The organism is Flavobacteriales bacterium, from assembly GCA_021739695.1.
GTDB lineage: Bacteria > Bacteroidota > Bacteroidia > UBA10329 > UBA10329 > UBA10329.
The window spans coordinates 43761-58448 of the sequence record JAIPBM010000015.1 but is presented as its reverse complement, the minus strand read 5'-3'; the positions used below and the strand labels follow the sequence as shown (position 1 = coordinate 58448).

The following is a 14688-nucleotide window of genomic DNA, read 5'->3' as shown; positions in this document are numbered from 1 at the left end:
CATGGGAAAGATCAAAGATTATTCGGAGTTTCTCAAGCTCCGATTGGCTTCACTGGTAGTACTGTCTTCCGTAATATGCTATGGATTGGCTGCCGATGAGTTCAATTTGAGCATCATGGCCGCGCTGATTGTTGGAGGAACACTCCTAACAGGAGCGTCAAACGGCTTCAATGAGATCATAGAACGCGATTTGGACGCCTTGATGGATCGGACCAAAAACCGTCCGCTTCCAACCTCAAAAATGAGCGTTACTGAAGCATTGATCCTTGCATCGCTCTTGGGCTCTCTGGGTATTGGCATTCTTGGCTATCTTATCAATCCGATGTGCGGAATTCTTGGGTTTCTTGCTTTGATCCTCTACGTAGTAGTTTATACGCCAATGAAACGGAAAACACCATTTGCCGTGTTTGTAGGTGCTTTTCCGGGTTCTATCCCGCCCATGTTAGGCTGCGTTGCTGCCACAGATGGATTCGGAAAAATAACATTGATATCGCTGCTTATGTTTGCTGTTCAGTTCATTTGGCAGTTCCCACATTTTTGGGCCATTGCTTGGCGGGTGAATGATGATTATCTGAAAGCAGGTTTTAAGATGTTGCCTTCTGCCGGTGGAAGAGATAAGGGAACAGCATTTCAGATTTTGGTTTACACTATCGGCCTCGTCCCAGTAAGTTTGCTTCCTGTGTTTTTCGGGTTCACTGGACTCGTTTCAGGTGCGGTTGCCATCGTAGCTGGGGTCATTTTTACCATCCAAGCGTTCAATCTATACCGATCGTTATCGGCTGATGATGCCAAGAAACTGATGTTCGGTTCGTTCGTTTATTTACCTGTTGTTCAGCTTGCATACCTTATTGATAAGATCTGAAATGGAAACAAATTCAAACCAAGAGCCAGGAGCAAATAGAGCCAAACGTATGTTGGTTTGGTTGGGCGTGGCAAGCATTGCCATGTTCTTTGCCGCTTTCACTAGCGCATATATTGTGCTTCAGGCAGATCATTTCTGGGTTCAGGACAAGTTGCCACAGATGTTCACTTACAGCACGCTTCTTCTTGTTGTTAGTAGTATCACCATTTTTCTTGCAAAGCAAAGTATTGTTGCAGGAAACGTTTCAGGCTTGAAGCTTTGGTTGGCGCTCACTTTTATTTTGGGACTTGGGTTCACTGGAACTCAATACTTGGGTTGGAGCGAACTTCGATCTGAAGGGAAGTTTTTTCTCGGTAACCTAGGCAACCTGCAAGGCGAGTATGGCCAAGACTACATCATTTTGATGAAAGGAGAGCCGGTGCTTTACGATCAAGGAAATTTCTACAAACCAGGCGACATTTCCTATTCCGAACCTATTAATGAACGCATCAATGAGACCTTTAACGTCAGTGCATCATTCCTTTATATCCTTTCGGGACTTCATATAGTTCACCTTTTGGGAGGAATTATCTGGTTGATCATCTTATTAATGAAGGCGTTTTCGGGAAAAATTACGCAGCAAAATGTGCTTCCACTAGAACTAGGATCAATCTATTGGCATTTTCTTGATATCCTGTGGGTTTACCTCTTCTTGTTTTTACTATTAATTCGTTAAAATTGCAGCGACTTTAAAATCAGGTCTTTATAATCAGTCTAAATAATGTCAGGACACGTTAGTCAAACAGCCGCTCCATCGCACAGCGATCACAGCGCATCTCCGTGGGGCGGAGGAACCTCACCTTACAAGATCAGCTACGGAAAAATGATGATGTGGTTCTTCCTCATCTCCGATGCTTTCACCTTTTCAGGACTACTTACAGCGTATGGTTACATGCGCCACAAGTACGATGACATTTGGCCAACAGCTGGCGATGTGTTCACACACTTTCCAATGTACGATGGACATATTGAGTTGGCATATGTGGCTTTCATGACATTTGTGCTGATCGCGTCTTCTGTTACAATGGTATTGGCTGTAGAGGCCGGACACAGAATGAAGAAGAAATCAGTTCAATTCTGGATGGTGCTGACCATCGTTGGCGGTCTGGTTTTCGTTGGTTCGCAAGCTTGGGAATGGTATCACTTCATTCATGGAACGGAGCACGGAGCCTATTTGTTGGAAGATGGCGTTACGGTTATGCGCTACAAGATTGACCCACATACACACGTAATGGCAGAAGGTGTTTTTGTTGTTCCTGATAACGGACATGTTGGTTTTAAAGAAGTTTCTGGGAAAGAAGCCGAAGGAATGCTTGCTACAGCTACTCATATTCATGGAGCAAATTTGAGACACAATGAATATGGCATACCGTTGTTTGCCGATTTCTTCTTCTTCATTACAGGTTTCCACGGTTTCCACGTATTCTCGGGTGTGGTCATCAATTTCATCATCTTCCTAATGGTGGTAGATGGCAAATTTGAAAAGACCGGCCACTACGAAATGGTTGAGAAGTCTGGATTGTACTGGCACTTTGTAGACCTTGTATGGGTCTTCGTTTTCACATTCTTTTACCTACTCTGATAAATCAGCTCAATAGACAGCAATGGACGCAAGAGACGACATTTACGAATACAGCCTAGACACTCACCACAGCGAGGAGGAAGGCAAGAAAATGCGCAAAAAATTCATGATGGTACTGGCATTGTTGTCAATAGTAACCATCATTGAAGTAGCAATGGGAATGATGTGGTCGAGAGATGAATCGATGACCGCTATTCTTAAATACACATTCATTACGCTGACCTTGGTGAAGGCCGGCTACATTGTGATGATCTTCATGCACTTGGGAGACGAAAAGAAAAGTTTCCAAGCAGTAGTGTTGCTTCCATACTTCGTTCTAATCGGATATCTCATCTTTATTGGCCTAACGGAAGGAGTTTACAACGGAGGAGTTCGTCCAGTACTCGAAAACTATTTCGGCTTTTGATGAAAGGTGAAACAGGTGCCAAAAAGTACATCATACTTTTTGCGATACTTTTTCTTCCTACCATTTTATACTTATTCTTTGTGAAAGGTGAGCACAATTTTGCTCACCTTCCTTTTATAACGTATACCAATGTCGATGGAGAAACCGTACAGCGTTCTGCTCCAAAATTCTCATTCATCGATCAAGAAGGAGATACAATTACCAATAAAGATGTTGAAGGAAAGATCTACTTGGTAGATTTCTTTTTCACTTCATGTCCTACCATTTGTCCGATCATGACGGCCAATCTCATGAAGATCAATGATCGGTTTGCGCACTACGATGAGTTTTTGATCTTATCGCATACGGTAGACCCAAAGCATGATACGCCAGCTATTCTAAAGCAATACGCGGACGATCGAAAAATAAACAGTCAGGATTGGCACTTTCTTACGGGAGAAAAAGATTCATTGTATGCTGTAGCCTACGATTACCTCTCTAGCGCAATGGAAGACAGCTTAGCCAAAGGCGGATTTCTACACACCGAATATTTCATTCTGGTAGATAAGGAAGGACATCTTCGCTCGCGGGAAGATGACAACGGGAACATCATCGGAGTTTACGATGGAACGGACGCACATCAAATGCGCGACCTGATCGATGACATCAAGGTCTTGATTGCAGAGTACAACCTAGAGCTTAAGAAGAACAAGAAACCGGAAGCAGCTGAATAAGCATTCTCAGAATGCTGGAATCTTGGTGGAAGACTGAACATTCCCTTTCGCAATTGGTTGCTGAGTTTGACTGAAAAGAACAAGAATGAACGACAAGAAGGTTTTTCAACTGATAATGGCACTCTCAGTAGTGGTTTTTGGTGTCGTAGTAGTGCTCTACTCATTACCAAAGCAGGATTTTATTCCCGAATGGGCCAAATATCTTCCCTTGTTGAATGCAACAATAAATGGTGCGTGTTCTGTACTGTTGATCACATCACTCATGGCCATTAAGAACAAGAAAATAGCCTTGCACAAGAGTCTCAACATTACCACGTTTGTGCTGTCCAGCCTGTTTTTGGTGTCATATATCATCTTTCATTCTTTCGGTGTTGAAACCAAATTCCCCATTGATAATCCAATTCGACCGCTTTATCTGTTCATACTTTTAACGCACATCTTGCTGGCTGCAATTGTGCTCCCAATGGTGTTGGTTTCCTTCTATTTGGGCCTCACCGGAAAAGTAGAGCGTCACCGAAAAGTATCTAAATTCACGTTCCCAGTTTGGCTGTATGTAACAGTAACTGGGGTGGTGGTTTATCTGATGATTTCGCCTTACTACGAGTTTTAAGTGAAGATTATAGGTCAAATAGCAAACACGAATACATCTAGATCCAATAGATGGAATTGCTTGGCAATGATGTTTGTGGCGGTTTTCGTGTTGGCCATTTTTCTTCCGGAATTGGCAGAAGCGCAATGCAGCATGTGTCGTGCAACTACGGAGTCAAATCAATTGAGTGATGATTCATTCACTGTAGGTAATGGCTTGAATAATGCCATTGTTTATCTCATGTTCATGCCATATATCATGGCAGCCATTTTCTTCTACGCCTTTTATCGCAAACAGATAATGGCGTGGTTCAAGAAGAAACGCGCATAGTCAATTTTCATTTTTTCATGATCGATTGTCTTTGAGCCTTAGGCCCGATGCATGCGATATATCGAAACTTCACGCAAGATTCTCTTGCCCATCTCGTCCTTTTTTAGACTTTTGTTCTTAACCATCTATTCATTCAATGTTAACCTCAGATATATGAAGCAGCTTTTAGCACTATTCACAGCCACTCTAATGCCTATGTTCACCTTTGCCCAAGAAGCAATGGGATTGGATCAGAAGATCGATCACTATTTCGGTCAGGCAACAGGCTGGTTTGTTGGGCTCATATTCTATCAGATTCCATTCACAGAAGACATTAAGGTTTTTTGGGTGCTATTTCCCCTCATTTTGGGAGCCCTATATTTTACGGTCATTTTCAAGTTTCCAGGGCTGCGCCTTTTCGGGATAGCAATAAACACCGTTCGTGGAAAATACGAGCATGTAGAGGAAATGCCTTCGGACCTGAACATTGTCGATGGTAACGAACCTGACACGATTCGTATCGAAGGTGCCGATGGCGAGGTCAATCACTTTCAGGCACTTACTGCAGCATTATCTGCCACTGTCGGATTGGGCAATATTGCAGGTGTAGCAGTGGCCATTGCCATTGGCGGGCCAGGAGCCACGTTTTGGATGATCTTTGCCGGACTGCTCGGAATGTCTTCCAAGTTTGTGGAGTGTACCTTGGGTGTTCGCTTCCGAGAGATAGATGCCAATGGACGCGTCTATGGCGGCCCAATGTATTACCTTTCTAAAGGCCTTTCCGCTAAGAACATGACAGGTCTCGGAAAAGCCTTAGCCGTGATATTTGCCATCATGTGCGTGGGTGGTTCGTTCGGAGGAGGAAACATGTTCCAAGCCAATCAAGCAGCAGAGATTTTCCTCACTTCAGCAGGAATTCAATCTGCTTACGGTGGCACCGTTTTCGGAATTATCCTTTCGCTCCTAGTTGGCGTGGTCATTCTTGGTGGAATTCAACGAATAGCATCTGTTACTGAGAAGATCGTTCCTTTCATGGCAGTCATTTACGTGGGTGCTGCGCTCATCATCATTTTCATGAATGCCGAGCATATCCCAGCAGCCTTTGCCGCCATTTTTAACGGAGCATTCACAGGTGCAGGCATCGCAGGCGGAGCTATTGGTGTACTCATTCAAGGCTTCCGTAGAGCAGCGTTTTCAAACGAGGCAGGAATCGGGTCTGCAGCCATCGCTCACTCCGCGGTCAAAACAAAACATGCAGCCTCCGAAGGAATCGTTGCACTCCTCGAACCATTCATCGATACCGTGGTCATCTGCACCATGACTGCCCTCGTTATCGTTATTTATAACGTAGAAGGTCTTTTTGCCTATGGCGATGCAGGAGGCAATGCCGTTATCGAAGGCGTAGGAACACTTTCAGGTGTCGGTCTCACAAATCACATCTTCGAAAGTGCCATACCGCATTTCTCCATCGTTCTTACCATAGCAGTTGTGCTCTTCGCCTTCTCTACCATGATCTCTTGGTCCTATTACGGAATGCAATCATGGACCTTCCTCTTCGGAAAGTCGCACCGAAACGAGGTCATCTATAAAGTGCTCTTCTGTCTGTTCGTAGTGGTCGGTGCCGCATCCAAAATGGGCTCCGTACTCGATTTTTCCGATGCCATGATCTTTGCCATGATGGTACCTAACATGATCGGACTCTTCATCCTCACACCTTACGTAAAGGAAGAACTCGCCAGATACTTGGAGGCGATAAAAGGAAAGTGATCATATCACTTTGTTGGATTTTCAGTTTATGATTATTAATTTTCTTCTTGGTTTTCAAGATCAAGAGGAATGTTACCCCGTTGGTTCAAGGAATATCTAACGTTTCATCGCTCAGAGCGCAATGCAATTATTGTGCTGGTGCTGCTGTTGCTAGGCCTGATAGCCTTCAACATGTATCAGCGGTTTTTTTGGAAAGGCGATTGGCAGGAAATACAATTGAAGTACGGGCCTTCAATCCTTCAGTTTCAAATTCAGACGGATTCAATCGTAGAGCAGAACGAAACACCGCAACCTTGGCTTCCAGAAAAGAAGGAACTTTTCAAATTCGACCCGAACACACTTGACAGTGCCGGTTGGGTGGCTTTGGGCTTCAGCCCAAAACAATCAGCTTCCATCATCAAGTATCGAAACGCAGGAGCCTGCTTCAAAAAACCAGAAGACATCAAGAAACTGTTTGTGGTTGACGATGAACGATACCAGGAACTTGCACCATTCATCAATATTGAAGCAATTCCTGAAAAGGAATTTAAAAGAGAGTTTGAAAACCGACCAAAGTGGGAGAAGCCCAAATTCGAACCTGTTGTTGTTGAACTGAATACTGCCGACACCAACGAATTGATCAAACTTCGCGGCATCGGAAGTTCCTATGCTAAACGGATTGTCAAATACCGCGAGCTACTTGGTGGCTACATCACAAAAGAACAATTGCTGGAAGTTTACGGAATGGATACCGCTAGATTCAATCCGATTTCAGCTTTCGTAACAGTTGACACCACAATACGAGAACGCATAAATGTGAACACTGCAGATGTAAAGCAACTATTGAAACATCCCTACATTAACCTTAATCAGGCCAAGGCGATTGTAAACTATAGAGAACAGCATGGTGCTTTTAGGAGCATTTCCGACCTAGAAAACATCCATTTGCTAAAAGGAGAACCTTATCGTAAAATTGCAGCTTATATCACGCTGCCCTAAATGCTGCAATCCCGAGTAAAGCAAGCCATCCGAGATGTCCCTGATTTTCCCAAACCGGGAATACTCTTCAAAGACATCACGCCCATATTGCTCGATCACACTCTGTGTCTCGATATTGCCGAATCCTTGGCCGCTCATGTAAAGTCTTGGAAAGTGGATGCAATTGTTGGGGTTGAAAGCCGCGGTTTCTTTTTTGGAATGATGATGGCTCAAGCGCTCAAAATTCCATTCATCCCGGTCCGAAAAGCAGGGAAACTGCCGTACCAAACAGTCTCGCATCAATACGAATTGGAGTACGGTACAGCCACGGTAGAAATGCACACCGATGTCATTCAGCCCGGTTGGAACGTATTGATTCATGACGACCTGTTGGCCACAGGCGGAACTGCCTGTGCAGCCGCAGAACTAATTCAAAAACAAAAAGGCAAGGTGGCAGGGTTTGCCTTCCTTGTAGCACTCGATTTTTTAAACGGCAAAGACGCTTTGGATAACTATTCAGAGAACTTTGTCAGCTTGATCAGTTATTGATATGAGTGAATTCATTTTACCACAATATCTGCAAGTTGCGATTCCCCCTTTCAAAGGGGGTGTCGAGGAACGAGACGGGGGATTTAGTAGTAGCAAAGCGCGGAATTAATTGAGCATCAGCATATTTTAAATAGAGAATAAAAAGCCAATATGGATTTTTCACAGAACGAGAACCAGAAGATGATCGCAGACATGTGTCGCGATTTTGCAGAGAAGAACATCCGCCCAAAAATGATGGAGTGGGATGAAAGCCAGGAATTCCCTGTGCCGCTTTTCAAGCAAATGGGCGAATTGGGATTGATGGGAATGCTCGTTCCGCAAGAATACGGTGGTGCCGGCCTATCCTATTTGGAATACGTCACCGCATTGACCGAGATCGGAAGCGTTTGCGGAAGCATCGCACTTTCCATGGCTGCGCACAATTCCTTGTGCACAGGGCACATTCTTGCTCACGCCAATGAAGAACAGAAAAAGCGCTGGTTGCCAAAACTTGCCACTGCCGAATGGATCGGTGCATGGGGATTGACAGAGCACAACACTGGTTCCGATTCGGGAGGGATGAACACCACAGCTGTCAAAGACGGAGAATATTGGGTCATCAATGGAGCGAAGAACTTCATCACACATGCCATATCTGGCGATATTGCTGTTGTAATGACCAGAACAGGCGCAAAAGGCGATTCTCATGGGATGACCGCTTTTGCTATTGAGAAAGGAACGCCAGGTTTTACTTCTGGTAAGAAAGAGAACAAGCTTGGAATGCGTGCTTCCGAAACCGCTGAGCTCATTTTCCAAGATTGCCGAGTGCACGAAAGCAACATGATCGGTAAAGAAGGAGATGGATTCATTCAGGCAATGAAAGTGTTGGATGGTGGTCGCATCTCTATTGCAGCGCTTTCCCTTGGTATTGCCAAAGGAGCAACCAAAGCAGCTACCAAATACGCCAAAGAGCGCGAGCAATTTGGAAAGCCAATTGCCGAATTTCAAGGCATTGCATTCAAATTGGCCGATATGCACACCGAATATGAAGCCGCTGAATTGCTAACGCTTCAAGCTGCAGATATGAAAAACCGCGGATTGAACGTTACCGTAAAATCGGCCATGGCCAAGTATTACGCGTCCGAAGTTTGCGTGCGTTCAAGTACAGAAGCAGTGCAGATATTCGGTGGATACGGGTTCACAAAAGATTTTCCTGCCGAGAAATACTACCGCGATAGCAAACTGTGCACCATTGGCGAAGGCACGTCTGAGATTCAGAAAGTGGTCATTGCCAAGAATCTCATCAAAGGATAATCGTTTGAATTTCTTGGGCTAACTTGCCGCTTATGAGTCAGATCGAGCGGCTGTTGGCCGCACTCTCCGTGCTATTGGTCTTTATATATGTGGTGCTGCGCGCCATGTATGTTCCAACCTTCCACGATGAGGCGGCAACGTTTTTTCACTATATCGTTCCTGGAAAATTCTTGCCTTATCAGGCGCATTGGGATGCCAACAACCACATTCTCAATTCAGCGCTCAGTTACTTCTGTTACCGCGTTTTCGGACCAGAACAGATTTGGATACGACTTCCGAATGTGCTAGCCTTTCTCGTTTACGGGTTCTTCGCCATTCGAATAACCCAAGAGTTTAAAAGCGGATTGCTTCGTTGGCTTACGCTCATTGCGCTCATTACCGCTGCTTTCCCGTTGGAATTTTTCTCCTTGGCGCGAGGCTATGCCATGTCATTGGCTTTTCTGCTTGGCGCAATATTTCATGGAGCGCAGTATCTACGGACCACAAAACTCAAGCATCAATTTTTACTTTGGTTCTGGATGTGGTTGGCGGTTGCGGCCAGCCTTGCCTTACTCAACACGTATCTCATTTTCCTCGGCCTTACGTTCCTGATACTGTTTGGCGTGGAAACTAAACGCGGATTGCATTTCATTGTCTGGGCTGTTTTTGGAGGGCTCTTCTTTGTAGCGGCTTCTTATTACGGTTTCGAGCTAAAGGAGCGAGGGCTGCTTTATACGGGGTTTGATGATGGGTTCATTCAGGTCACGGTCAGGTCCTTGGTTCGCTATCAGCTTATTAAGGAAACTCCGACATTCTCAACCATCATTACCATTATTGGGGCATTATCTTCCGTTTATCTGCTCGCACGGGCAGCAATGAAAAGTATGCAGTGGAATTCGGTTCGATTGGCTGCGTTTCTGCTGTTGTTTAATGCTATCGGATCCATTCTTCTCAATCTCATTTTTGGAATGAATTTCCCCGAAAACAGGGTTGGCATGTACTACATTCCGCTGTTTCTTATCACCTTTTCTGGTGCATTGGATGAACTGACAGAAACCAATAGGAAGGTAAAATGGATGGGATTATCGCTTTTGTTTTTCCCGATGCATCTTGCTGATCATTTCAATTTCAACACCACCATTCTTTGGCCTAAATGGCATGGAAGCGATGATATTTACAATGAGGTTGTGGAATATCAACGGACCTTGGATGAACCATTGACAATCAGTGCAGAATATTTGAATGAACTCGGTTGGGCCTACTATAACTTCCTAAACAATTCTGAACTGCAACTACTTCAGCGAGATCCAGTGCCCGATACGCTGGCGGATCTGATCATCGCGCGGCCTGCGGATTTTGATTTCCGAAGCATTCCGTACGATACCATGTATATAGATGATGCTAATGGAGTATATCTGTTGTCGAGAAGGAATCCCATCCACTGGTCTGAACCTTGGAATCTGCAGCCAAAATCAAGCGAGATTAATGGAACGGATGAGTTTTACGAGTTGCTGAACGATTCGGTCTCGCGGCTTCCAGGATCAACAGGCAGTTTTGGACTTTTGGCAAATGTTGAAGTGGATGGTGGATTTTGGGACGGCCAGCTCGTAATATCATCTTCAGACCCCGATGGAAATGGCACTTACAACATGATTCCGATGCATTGGATACGCCCAAGTTGGGACAATGACCAGCTGATTTTGAAAAGAACTTACCATTTTGATGCTGCCGCAACCAACTTCAAAATATACTTCTGGAACATGAATAGACAGGAAATCCACGTTCAGATAAAGAAACTTGATTTCCAATCACCAGAATAATTGACTGATAGCGTTCAAACAATAGATAAAAATGTATTTTTGCAGCCCATTTTGAACAAAAGGAGTTAAAAGACATGTTGATCATCCCAGTAAAAGAAGGCGAAAGCATTGAAAGAAGTCTGAAGAAATTCAAACGTAAGTTTGAAAAAACCGGAGCAATGCGTGATCTGCGAAACAGAAAGCAATACGTAAAGCCATCTGTTGAGCGAAGAAAAGAAATTAAGAAAGCAGTTTACGTTCAAGGACTACGTATAGAAGACGAATCTTAGTTCGTCAGAAACACTGAAACAAATTATTGGAATTCCAGTTAGAGAAATACTAGCTGGAATTTTTTTATGCGCCATATCGTACAGGATTTCTTGAATTATATCCAAAAGGAAAAGCGATTCTCTGTTCACACGGTCACGGCATATTCCAAAGACCTCGACCAATTCATTCACCACGTTACCGAAAATCTTGAGGTAGCAAATATTGAAGAGGTCGATCATCATGACATCCGTTCATGGATCATTTCAATCCTCGAAGACGATAAACTTCAACCAAGTTCCGTAAACCGGAAGATCTCGTGCCTCCGATCATTCTATAAATATCTCATCCGAAACGAATTGGTGGCCAAAAATCCGATGGCTAAGATCAATTCGCTTAAAACCAAGAAAAAACTTCCGCTTTTTCTTGAACAGGTTCAAATGGAGCGTTTACTTGACGATCTCGATTTCGGAGATGGTTTTGCCGGAACAAGAGATAAGTTGATCATTGAATTGCTTTACTGCACAGGTATGAGACGCGCAGAGCTGATCAGTCTTCAGGTGGCAAATGTTAACGAATCAAAACAAGAGTTAAAAGTTCGTGGTAAAAGGAATAAGGAACGGATCATTCCGTTATCCCCTCAAACGATAAGCATGATCAGTGAATACAGTCAAATGACAACTCATCAATTTGGCAACCTAAGCGCACCCGAATGTTTGCTCTTGGACGATAATGGAAAGATGATGTCAGATGGATTTGTTTATCGGAAAGTGAATAAGTATCTTCGATTAGTAACAACCATTGGGAAAAAGAGTCCACATATTCTTAGGCACACGTTTGCAACACATATGCTCAATAATGGCGCTGATCTTAATGCCATTAAAGAGTTGTTGGGTCACGCCAGTCTATCTGCCACTCAGGTCTACACCCATAATACCATAGAGAAATTAACACAGATATATAAACAAGCTCATCCAAGGGCATAAAAAACGAAGTCATGAAGGTTAAGATTCAATCAATCCATTTCGATGCTGACGAGAAACTGATCAACTTCATTGAGAGTAAGATCGACAAGTTGAATACCTACAGTAACTCAATAATAGATAGCGAGGTATTTCTTCGATTGGATAAAAGTAGTTCAGCAGAGAACAAGATAGCAGAGATAAAGTTGCTGGTTCCAGGCAACGATCTGTTCGCCAAACGTCAGTGCAAATCGTTTGAAGAAGCGACTGATTTGGCGGTAGAAGCGCTTAGGAGACAATTGAAAAAGCAAAAAGAAAAGACGATGCCTTAACCAAAGCATTGTCTCGCACGATTTGAAACTCCAGCTTGCTGGAGTTTTTTTGTGCTCAATAGTTACTGGAATTGAAATGTTGATAACCGTTTTCTAAACATTTTGAGAGACGTCAGAATTAAGTCATAAATTTTTCTAGCGGGGTTGTTCAGCTGAAGGTAAAGTATTACATTTGCAGTCCTTTTTCGAGGAGGTTCAGGGTCAAACAACGCTGTAGCCCCCGTGGACAAAGGAAAGTAGTGAAAAAAGCCGGTGTAGCTCAGTTGGCCAGAGCAGCTGATTTGTAATCAGCTGGTCGGGGGTTCGAATCCCTCCACCGGCTCGTTCTTTGAAAATATTAAGTGTAGGGGAGATACTCAAGCGGCCAACGAGGACAGACTGTAAATCTGTTGGTTTATACCTTCGAAGGTTCGAATCCTTCTCTCCCCACCACCAAACAAATTTATAAGCGGGAGTAGCTCAGTTGGTAGAGCATCAGCCTTCCAAGCTGAGGGTCGCGAGTTCGAATCTCGTCTCCCGCTCATTTAAAACAGAACCCCATTGCTGCGGGGTGTGAAAGCCGATGTAGCTCAGGGGTAGAGCGCGTCCTTGGTAAGGACGAGGTCAGGGGTTCAATTCCCCTCATTGGCTCAACGATTAGAGGAGAGAGAGCATATTGAAAAGTAAAACAGTAAAATCAAATAAGTAATAATCAATTAACAATTAACCATGGCCAAAGAGAATTTTGATCGTTCCAAGCCGCATGTCAACATTGGTACAATTGGCCACGTTGACCACGGTAAAACAACACTTACAGCTGCTATTACAATGGTACTAGCTAAAGCTGGTTTGTCTGTTGAAAGAAGTTTTGACTCAATTGATAATGCCCCTGAAGAAAAAGAAAGAGGGATTACAATCAATACTTCTCACGTAGAGTACACAACTGCTAATCGTCACTATGCACACGTTGACTGTCCAGGTCACGCGGATTACGTGAAAAACATGGTTACTGGTGCCGCTCAAATGGACGGAGCTATCCTTGTTTGTGCTGCTACAGACGGACCAATGCCACAAACACGTGAGCATATCCTTCTTGCACGTCAGGTAAACGTACCTAGAGTAGTTGTTTTCATGAACAAGTGCGACATGGTCGATGACGAAGAGTTGTTGGAGCTTGTTGACATGGAGTTGAGAGAATTGCTTTCTTTCTATGATTACGATGGAGACAACACTCCAGTTATCCAAGGTTCTGCTTTGGGTGGATTGAACGGAGATGAAAAATGGTCTAAGACCATTATGGAGTTGATGGATGCTGTTGATACTTGGATTGAAATTCCACCAAGAGAGATCGATAAGCCATTCCTAATGCCAGTTGAGGACGTATTCTCAATCACTGGACGTGGAACTGTTGCTACTGGTAGAATTGAAACCGGTGTTATCAACACTGGAGATCCAGTTGAAATCCTTGGTATGGGAGAAGAAAAATTGACTTCTACTATCACTGGAGTTGAGATGTTCCGTAAGATCCTAGACAGAGGAGAAGCTGGAGATAACGTTGGTCTTCTACTTAGAGGTATTGAGAAAGAAGCGATCAAAAGAGGAATGGTAATTGCCAAGCCAGGATCAATCAAGCCTCATACTGAATTCAAAGCTGAGATCTATGTTTTGAAAAAAGAAGAAGGTGGACGTCACACTCCATTTCACAACAAGTATCGTCCACAGTTCTACATCAGAACTACAGACGTAACTGGTGAGATTTTCCTTCCAGAAGGACAGGAAATGGTTATGCCTGGAGATAACTTGACCATCAATGTGAAGTTGATTGTTCCAGTTGCAATGGCTATCGGTCTACGTTTCGCTATCCGTGAAGGTGGTAGAACAGTGGGTGCTGGTCAGATCACAGAGATCACCAAATAATAATAAAAACTGAAGCTGTAAAAGGTGTCCCGACTTGTCGGGATGCCTTTTGCCTTCAATAAACGGGTGTAGCTCAGTTGGTAGAGCACAGGTCTCCAAAACCTGGTGTCGGGAGTTCGAGTCTCTCCTCCCGTGCAACGGCAACGAAACAAAGGAAATGGCGAATATCATTACATACGTAGAAGAATCGTACAACGAGTTAGTGAACAAAGTTTCTTGGCCAACTTGGGCTGAGTTACAGAACAGCACTTGGATTGTAGCTGTTGCGTCTGTCATCATAGCACTTATGATTTTTGTGATGGACTTCGTTTTCGGAATCAACGGTGGAGAGGACTCGGTTTGGAAAGGTGTTTTAGGATTTTTCTATGAGTTATTCTGAACAAACTG

Annotated in this window: 17 protein-coding genes and 5 tRNA genes; all 22 read left to right on the top strand. The window is 43.9% G+C overall.

Annotated elements, in window-relative coordinates; translation table 11 throughout:
• The first annotated feature begins 1 nt into the window (after nucleotide 1).
• The 22 genes from cyoE to secE all read left to right on the top strand — a co-directional run bounded on the left by cyoE (nucleotide 2) and on the right by secE (nucleotide 14680).
• Entirely contained in the window at nucleotides 2-862 is an 861-nt protein-coding gene (cyoE, locus tag K9J17_10720) for a heme o synthase (GenBank protein MCF8277194.1), read from the top strand.
• Nucleotide 863: 1 nt separating this feature from the next.
• Nucleotides 864-1577, top strand: coding sequence for a cytochrome c oxidase subunit 3 (locus K9J17_10715; protein ID MCF8277193.1), 714 nt, complete (start codon nucleotides 864-866; stop codon nucleotides 1575-1577).
• Nucleotides 1578-1622: 45 nt separating this feature from the next.
• A complete protein-coding gene (locus K9J17_10710) occupies nucleotides 1623-2483 on the top strand; it encodes a cytochrome c oxidase subunit 3 (GenBank protein MCF8277192.1) in 861 nt (286 codons plus the stop codon).
• Between the two features lie 22 nt (nucleotides 2484-2505).
• Nucleotides 2506-2889, top strand: coding sequence for a cytochrome C oxidase subunit IV family protein (locus K9J17_10705; protein MCF8277191.1), 384 nt, complete (start codon nucleotides 2506-2508; stop codon nucleotides 2887-2889).
• Nucleotides 2889-3602, top strand: a complete 714-nt coding sequence (locus K9J17_10700; protein ID MCF8277190.1) for an SCO family protein — start codon at nucleotides 2889-2891, stop codon at nucleotides 3600-3602. The genes K9J17_10705 and K9J17_10700 overlap by 1 nt, the downstream gene beginning before the upstream one ends.
• An 85-nt stretch (nucleotides 3603-3687) precedes the next feature.
• Nucleotides 3688-4212: a DUF420 domain-containing protein gene (locus tag K9J17_10695; GenBank protein MCF8277189.1), complete on the top strand. Its 525-nt coding sequence runs from the start codon at nucleotides 3688-3690 to the stop codon at nucleotides 4210-4212.
• Between the two features lie 66 nt (nucleotides 4213-4278).
• On the top strand, nucleotides 4279-4521 hold the full coding sequence (locus K9J17_10690) for a hypothetical protein (protein MCF8277188.1): 243 nt from the start codon (nucleotides 4279-4281) through the stop codon (nucleotides 4519-4521).
• A 153-nt stretch (nucleotides 4522-4674) separates the two neighbouring features.
• Nucleotides 4675-6267 carry an alanine:cation symporter family protein gene (locus K9J17_10685; GenBank protein ID MCF8277187.1) on the top strand — a complete coding sequence of 531 codons (1593 nt, stop codon included), beginning with the start codon at nucleotides 4675-4677 and terminating at the stop codon, nucleotides 6265-6267.
• A 69-nt stretch (nucleotides 6268-6336) separates the two neighbouring features.
• Nucleotides 6337-7245, top strand: coding sequence for a helix-hairpin-helix domain-containing protein (locus K9J17_10680; GenBank protein MCF8277186.1), 909 nt, complete (start codon nucleotides 6337-6339; stop codon nucleotides 7243-7245).
• The gene (locus K9J17_10675; protein MCF8277185.1) at nucleotides 7246-7773 is read left to right on the top strand and encodes an adenine phosphoribosyltransferase; all 528 of its coding nucleotides are present in this window, start codon (nucleotides 7246-7248) and stop codon (nucleotides 7771-7773) included.
• A gap of 150 nt (nucleotides 7774-7923) precedes the next feature.
• Nucleotides 7924-9066: an acyl-CoA dehydrogenase family protein gene (locus tag K9J17_10670; GenBank protein MCF8277184.1), complete on the top strand. Its 1143-nt coding sequence runs from the start codon at nucleotides 7924-7926 to the stop codon at nucleotides 9064-9066.
• Nucleotides 9067-9098: 32 nt separating this feature from the next.
• Nucleotides 9099-10865, top strand: a complete 1767-nt coding sequence (locus K9J17_10665; GenBank protein MCF8277183.1) for a hypothetical protein — start codon at nucleotides 9099-9101, stop codon at nucleotides 10863-10865.
• Between the two features lie 74 nt (nucleotides 10866-10939).
• Nucleotides 10940-11134, top strand: coding sequence for a 30S ribosomal protein S21 (gene rpsU / locus K9J17_10660; protein ID MCF8277182.1), 195 nt, complete (start codon nucleotides 10940-10942; stop codon nucleotides 11132-11134).
• A 66-nt stretch (nucleotides 11135-11200) separates the two neighbouring features.
• The gene (locus K9J17_10655) at nucleotides 11201-12097 is read left to right on the top strand and encodes a tyrosine-type recombinase/integrase (GenBank protein MCF8277181.1); all 897 of its coding nucleotides are present in this window, start codon (nucleotides 11201-11203) and stop codon (nucleotides 12095-12097) included.
• A gap of 11 nt (nucleotides 12098-12108) precedes the next feature.
• Nucleotides 12109-12405: a ribosome-associated translation inhibitor RaiA gene (raiA, locus tag K9J17_10650; GenBank protein ID MCF8277180.1), complete on the top strand. Its 297-nt coding sequence runs from the start codon at nucleotides 12109-12111 to the stop codon at nucleotides 12403-12405.
• A 248-nt stretch (nucleotides 12406-12653) separates the two neighbouring features.
• A tRNA-Thr gene (locus K9J17_10645) sits at nucleotides 12654-12727 on the top strand.
• 24 nt (nucleotides 12728-12751) lie between these two features.
• Nucleotides 12752-12837, top strand: a tRNA-Tyr gene (locus tag K9J17_10640).
• A 16-nt stretch (nucleotides 12838-12853) separates the two neighbouring features.
• Nucleotides 12854-12926: transfer RNA gene (locus K9J17_10635), tRNA-Gly, on the top strand.
• A gap of 37 nt (nucleotides 12927-12963) precedes the next feature.
• Nucleotides 12964-13035 (top strand) — tRNA-Thr (locus K9J17_10630).
• A 78-nt stretch (nucleotides 13036-13113) separates the two neighbouring features.
• The gene (gene tuf / locus K9J17_10625) at nucleotides 13114-14301 is read left to right on the top strand and encodes an elongation factor Tu (protein MCF8277179.1); all 1188 of its coding nucleotides are present in this window, start codon (nucleotides 13114-13116) and stop codon (nucleotides 14299-14301) included.
• Between the two features lie 62 nt (nucleotides 14302-14363).
• Nucleotides 14364-14436: transfer RNA gene (locus tag K9J17_10620), tRNA-Trp, on the top strand.
• A gap of 22 nt (nucleotides 14437-14458) precedes the next feature.
• Nucleotides 14459-14680 carry a preprotein translocase subunit SecE gene (secE, locus tag K9J17_10615; GenBank protein ID MCF8277178.1) on the top strand — a complete coding sequence of 74 codons (222 nt, stop codon included), beginning with the start codon at nucleotides 14459-14461 and terminating at the stop codon, nucleotides 14678-14680.
• The last annotated feature ends 8 nt before the right edge of the window (nucleotides 14681-14688 follow it).

Bases quoted from the DNA above. Each gene is read 5' to 3' on its own strand.
- K9J17_10690 (MCF8277188.1), top strand. From the start codon at position 4,279: ATGATGTTTGTGGCGGTTTTCGTGTTGGCCATTTTTCTTCCGGAATTG.
- K9J17_10670 (MCF8277184.1), top strand. From the start codon at position 7,924: ATGGATTTTTCACAGAACGAGAACCAGAAGATGATCGCAGACATGTGT.
- K9J17_10715 (MCF8277193.1), top strand. From the start codon at position 864: ATGGAAACAAATTCAAACCAAGAGCCAGGAGCAAATAGAGCCAAACGT.
- tuf (MCF8277179.1), top strand. From the start codon at position 13,114: ATGGCCAAAGAGAATTTTGATCGTTCCAAGCCGCATGTCAACATTGGT.
- rpsU (MCF8277182.1), top strand. From the start codon at position 10,940: ATGTTGATCATCCCAGTAAAAGAAGGCGAAAGCATTGAAAGAAGTCTG.
- K9J17_10675 (MCF8277185.1), top strand. From the start codon at position 7,246: ATGCTGCAATCCCGAGTAAAGCAAGCCATCCGAGATGTCCCTGATTTT.
- secE (MCF8277178.1), top strand. From the start codon at position 14,459: ATGGCGAATATCATTACATACGTAGAAGAATCGTACAACGAGTTAGTG.
- K9J17_10665 (MCF8277183.1), top strand. From the start codon at position 9,099: ATGAGTCAGATCGAGCGGCTGTTGGCCGCACTCTCCGTGCTATTGGTC.
- K9J17_10680 (MCF8277186.1), top strand. From the start codon at position 6,337: ATGTTACCCCGTTGGTTCAAGGAATATCTAACGTTTCATCGCTCAGAG.
- cyoE (MCF8277194.1), top strand. From the start codon at position 2: ATGGGAAAGATCAAAGATTATTCGGAGTTTCTCAAGCTCCGATTGGCT.
- K9J17_10695 (MCF8277189.1), top strand. From the start codon at position 3,688: ATGAACGACAAGAAGGTTTTTCAACTGATAATGGCACTCTCAGTAGTG.
- K9J17_10710 (MCF8277192.1), top strand. From the start codon at position 1,623: ATGTCAGGACACGTTAGTCAAACAGCCGCTCCATCGCACAGCGATCAC.
- raiA (MCF8277180.1), top strand. From the start codon at position 12,109: ATGAAGGTTAAGATTCAATCAATCCATTTCGATGCTGACGAGAAACTG.
- K9J17_10705 (MCF8277191.1), top strand. From the start codon at position 2,506: ATGGACGCAAGAGACGACATTTACGAATACAGCCTAGACACTCACCAC.
- K9J17_10700 (MCF8277190.1), top strand. From the start codon at position 2,889: ATGAAAGGTGAAACAGGTGCCAAAAAGTACATCATACTTTTTGCGATA.
- K9J17_10685 (MCF8277187.1), top strand. From the start codon at position 4,675: ATGAAGCAGCTTTTAGCACTATTCACAGCCACTCTAATGCCTATGTTC.
- K9J17_10655 (MCF8277181.1), top strand. From the start codon at position 11,201: ATGCGCCATATCGTACAGGATTTCTTGAATTATATCCAAAAGGAAAAG.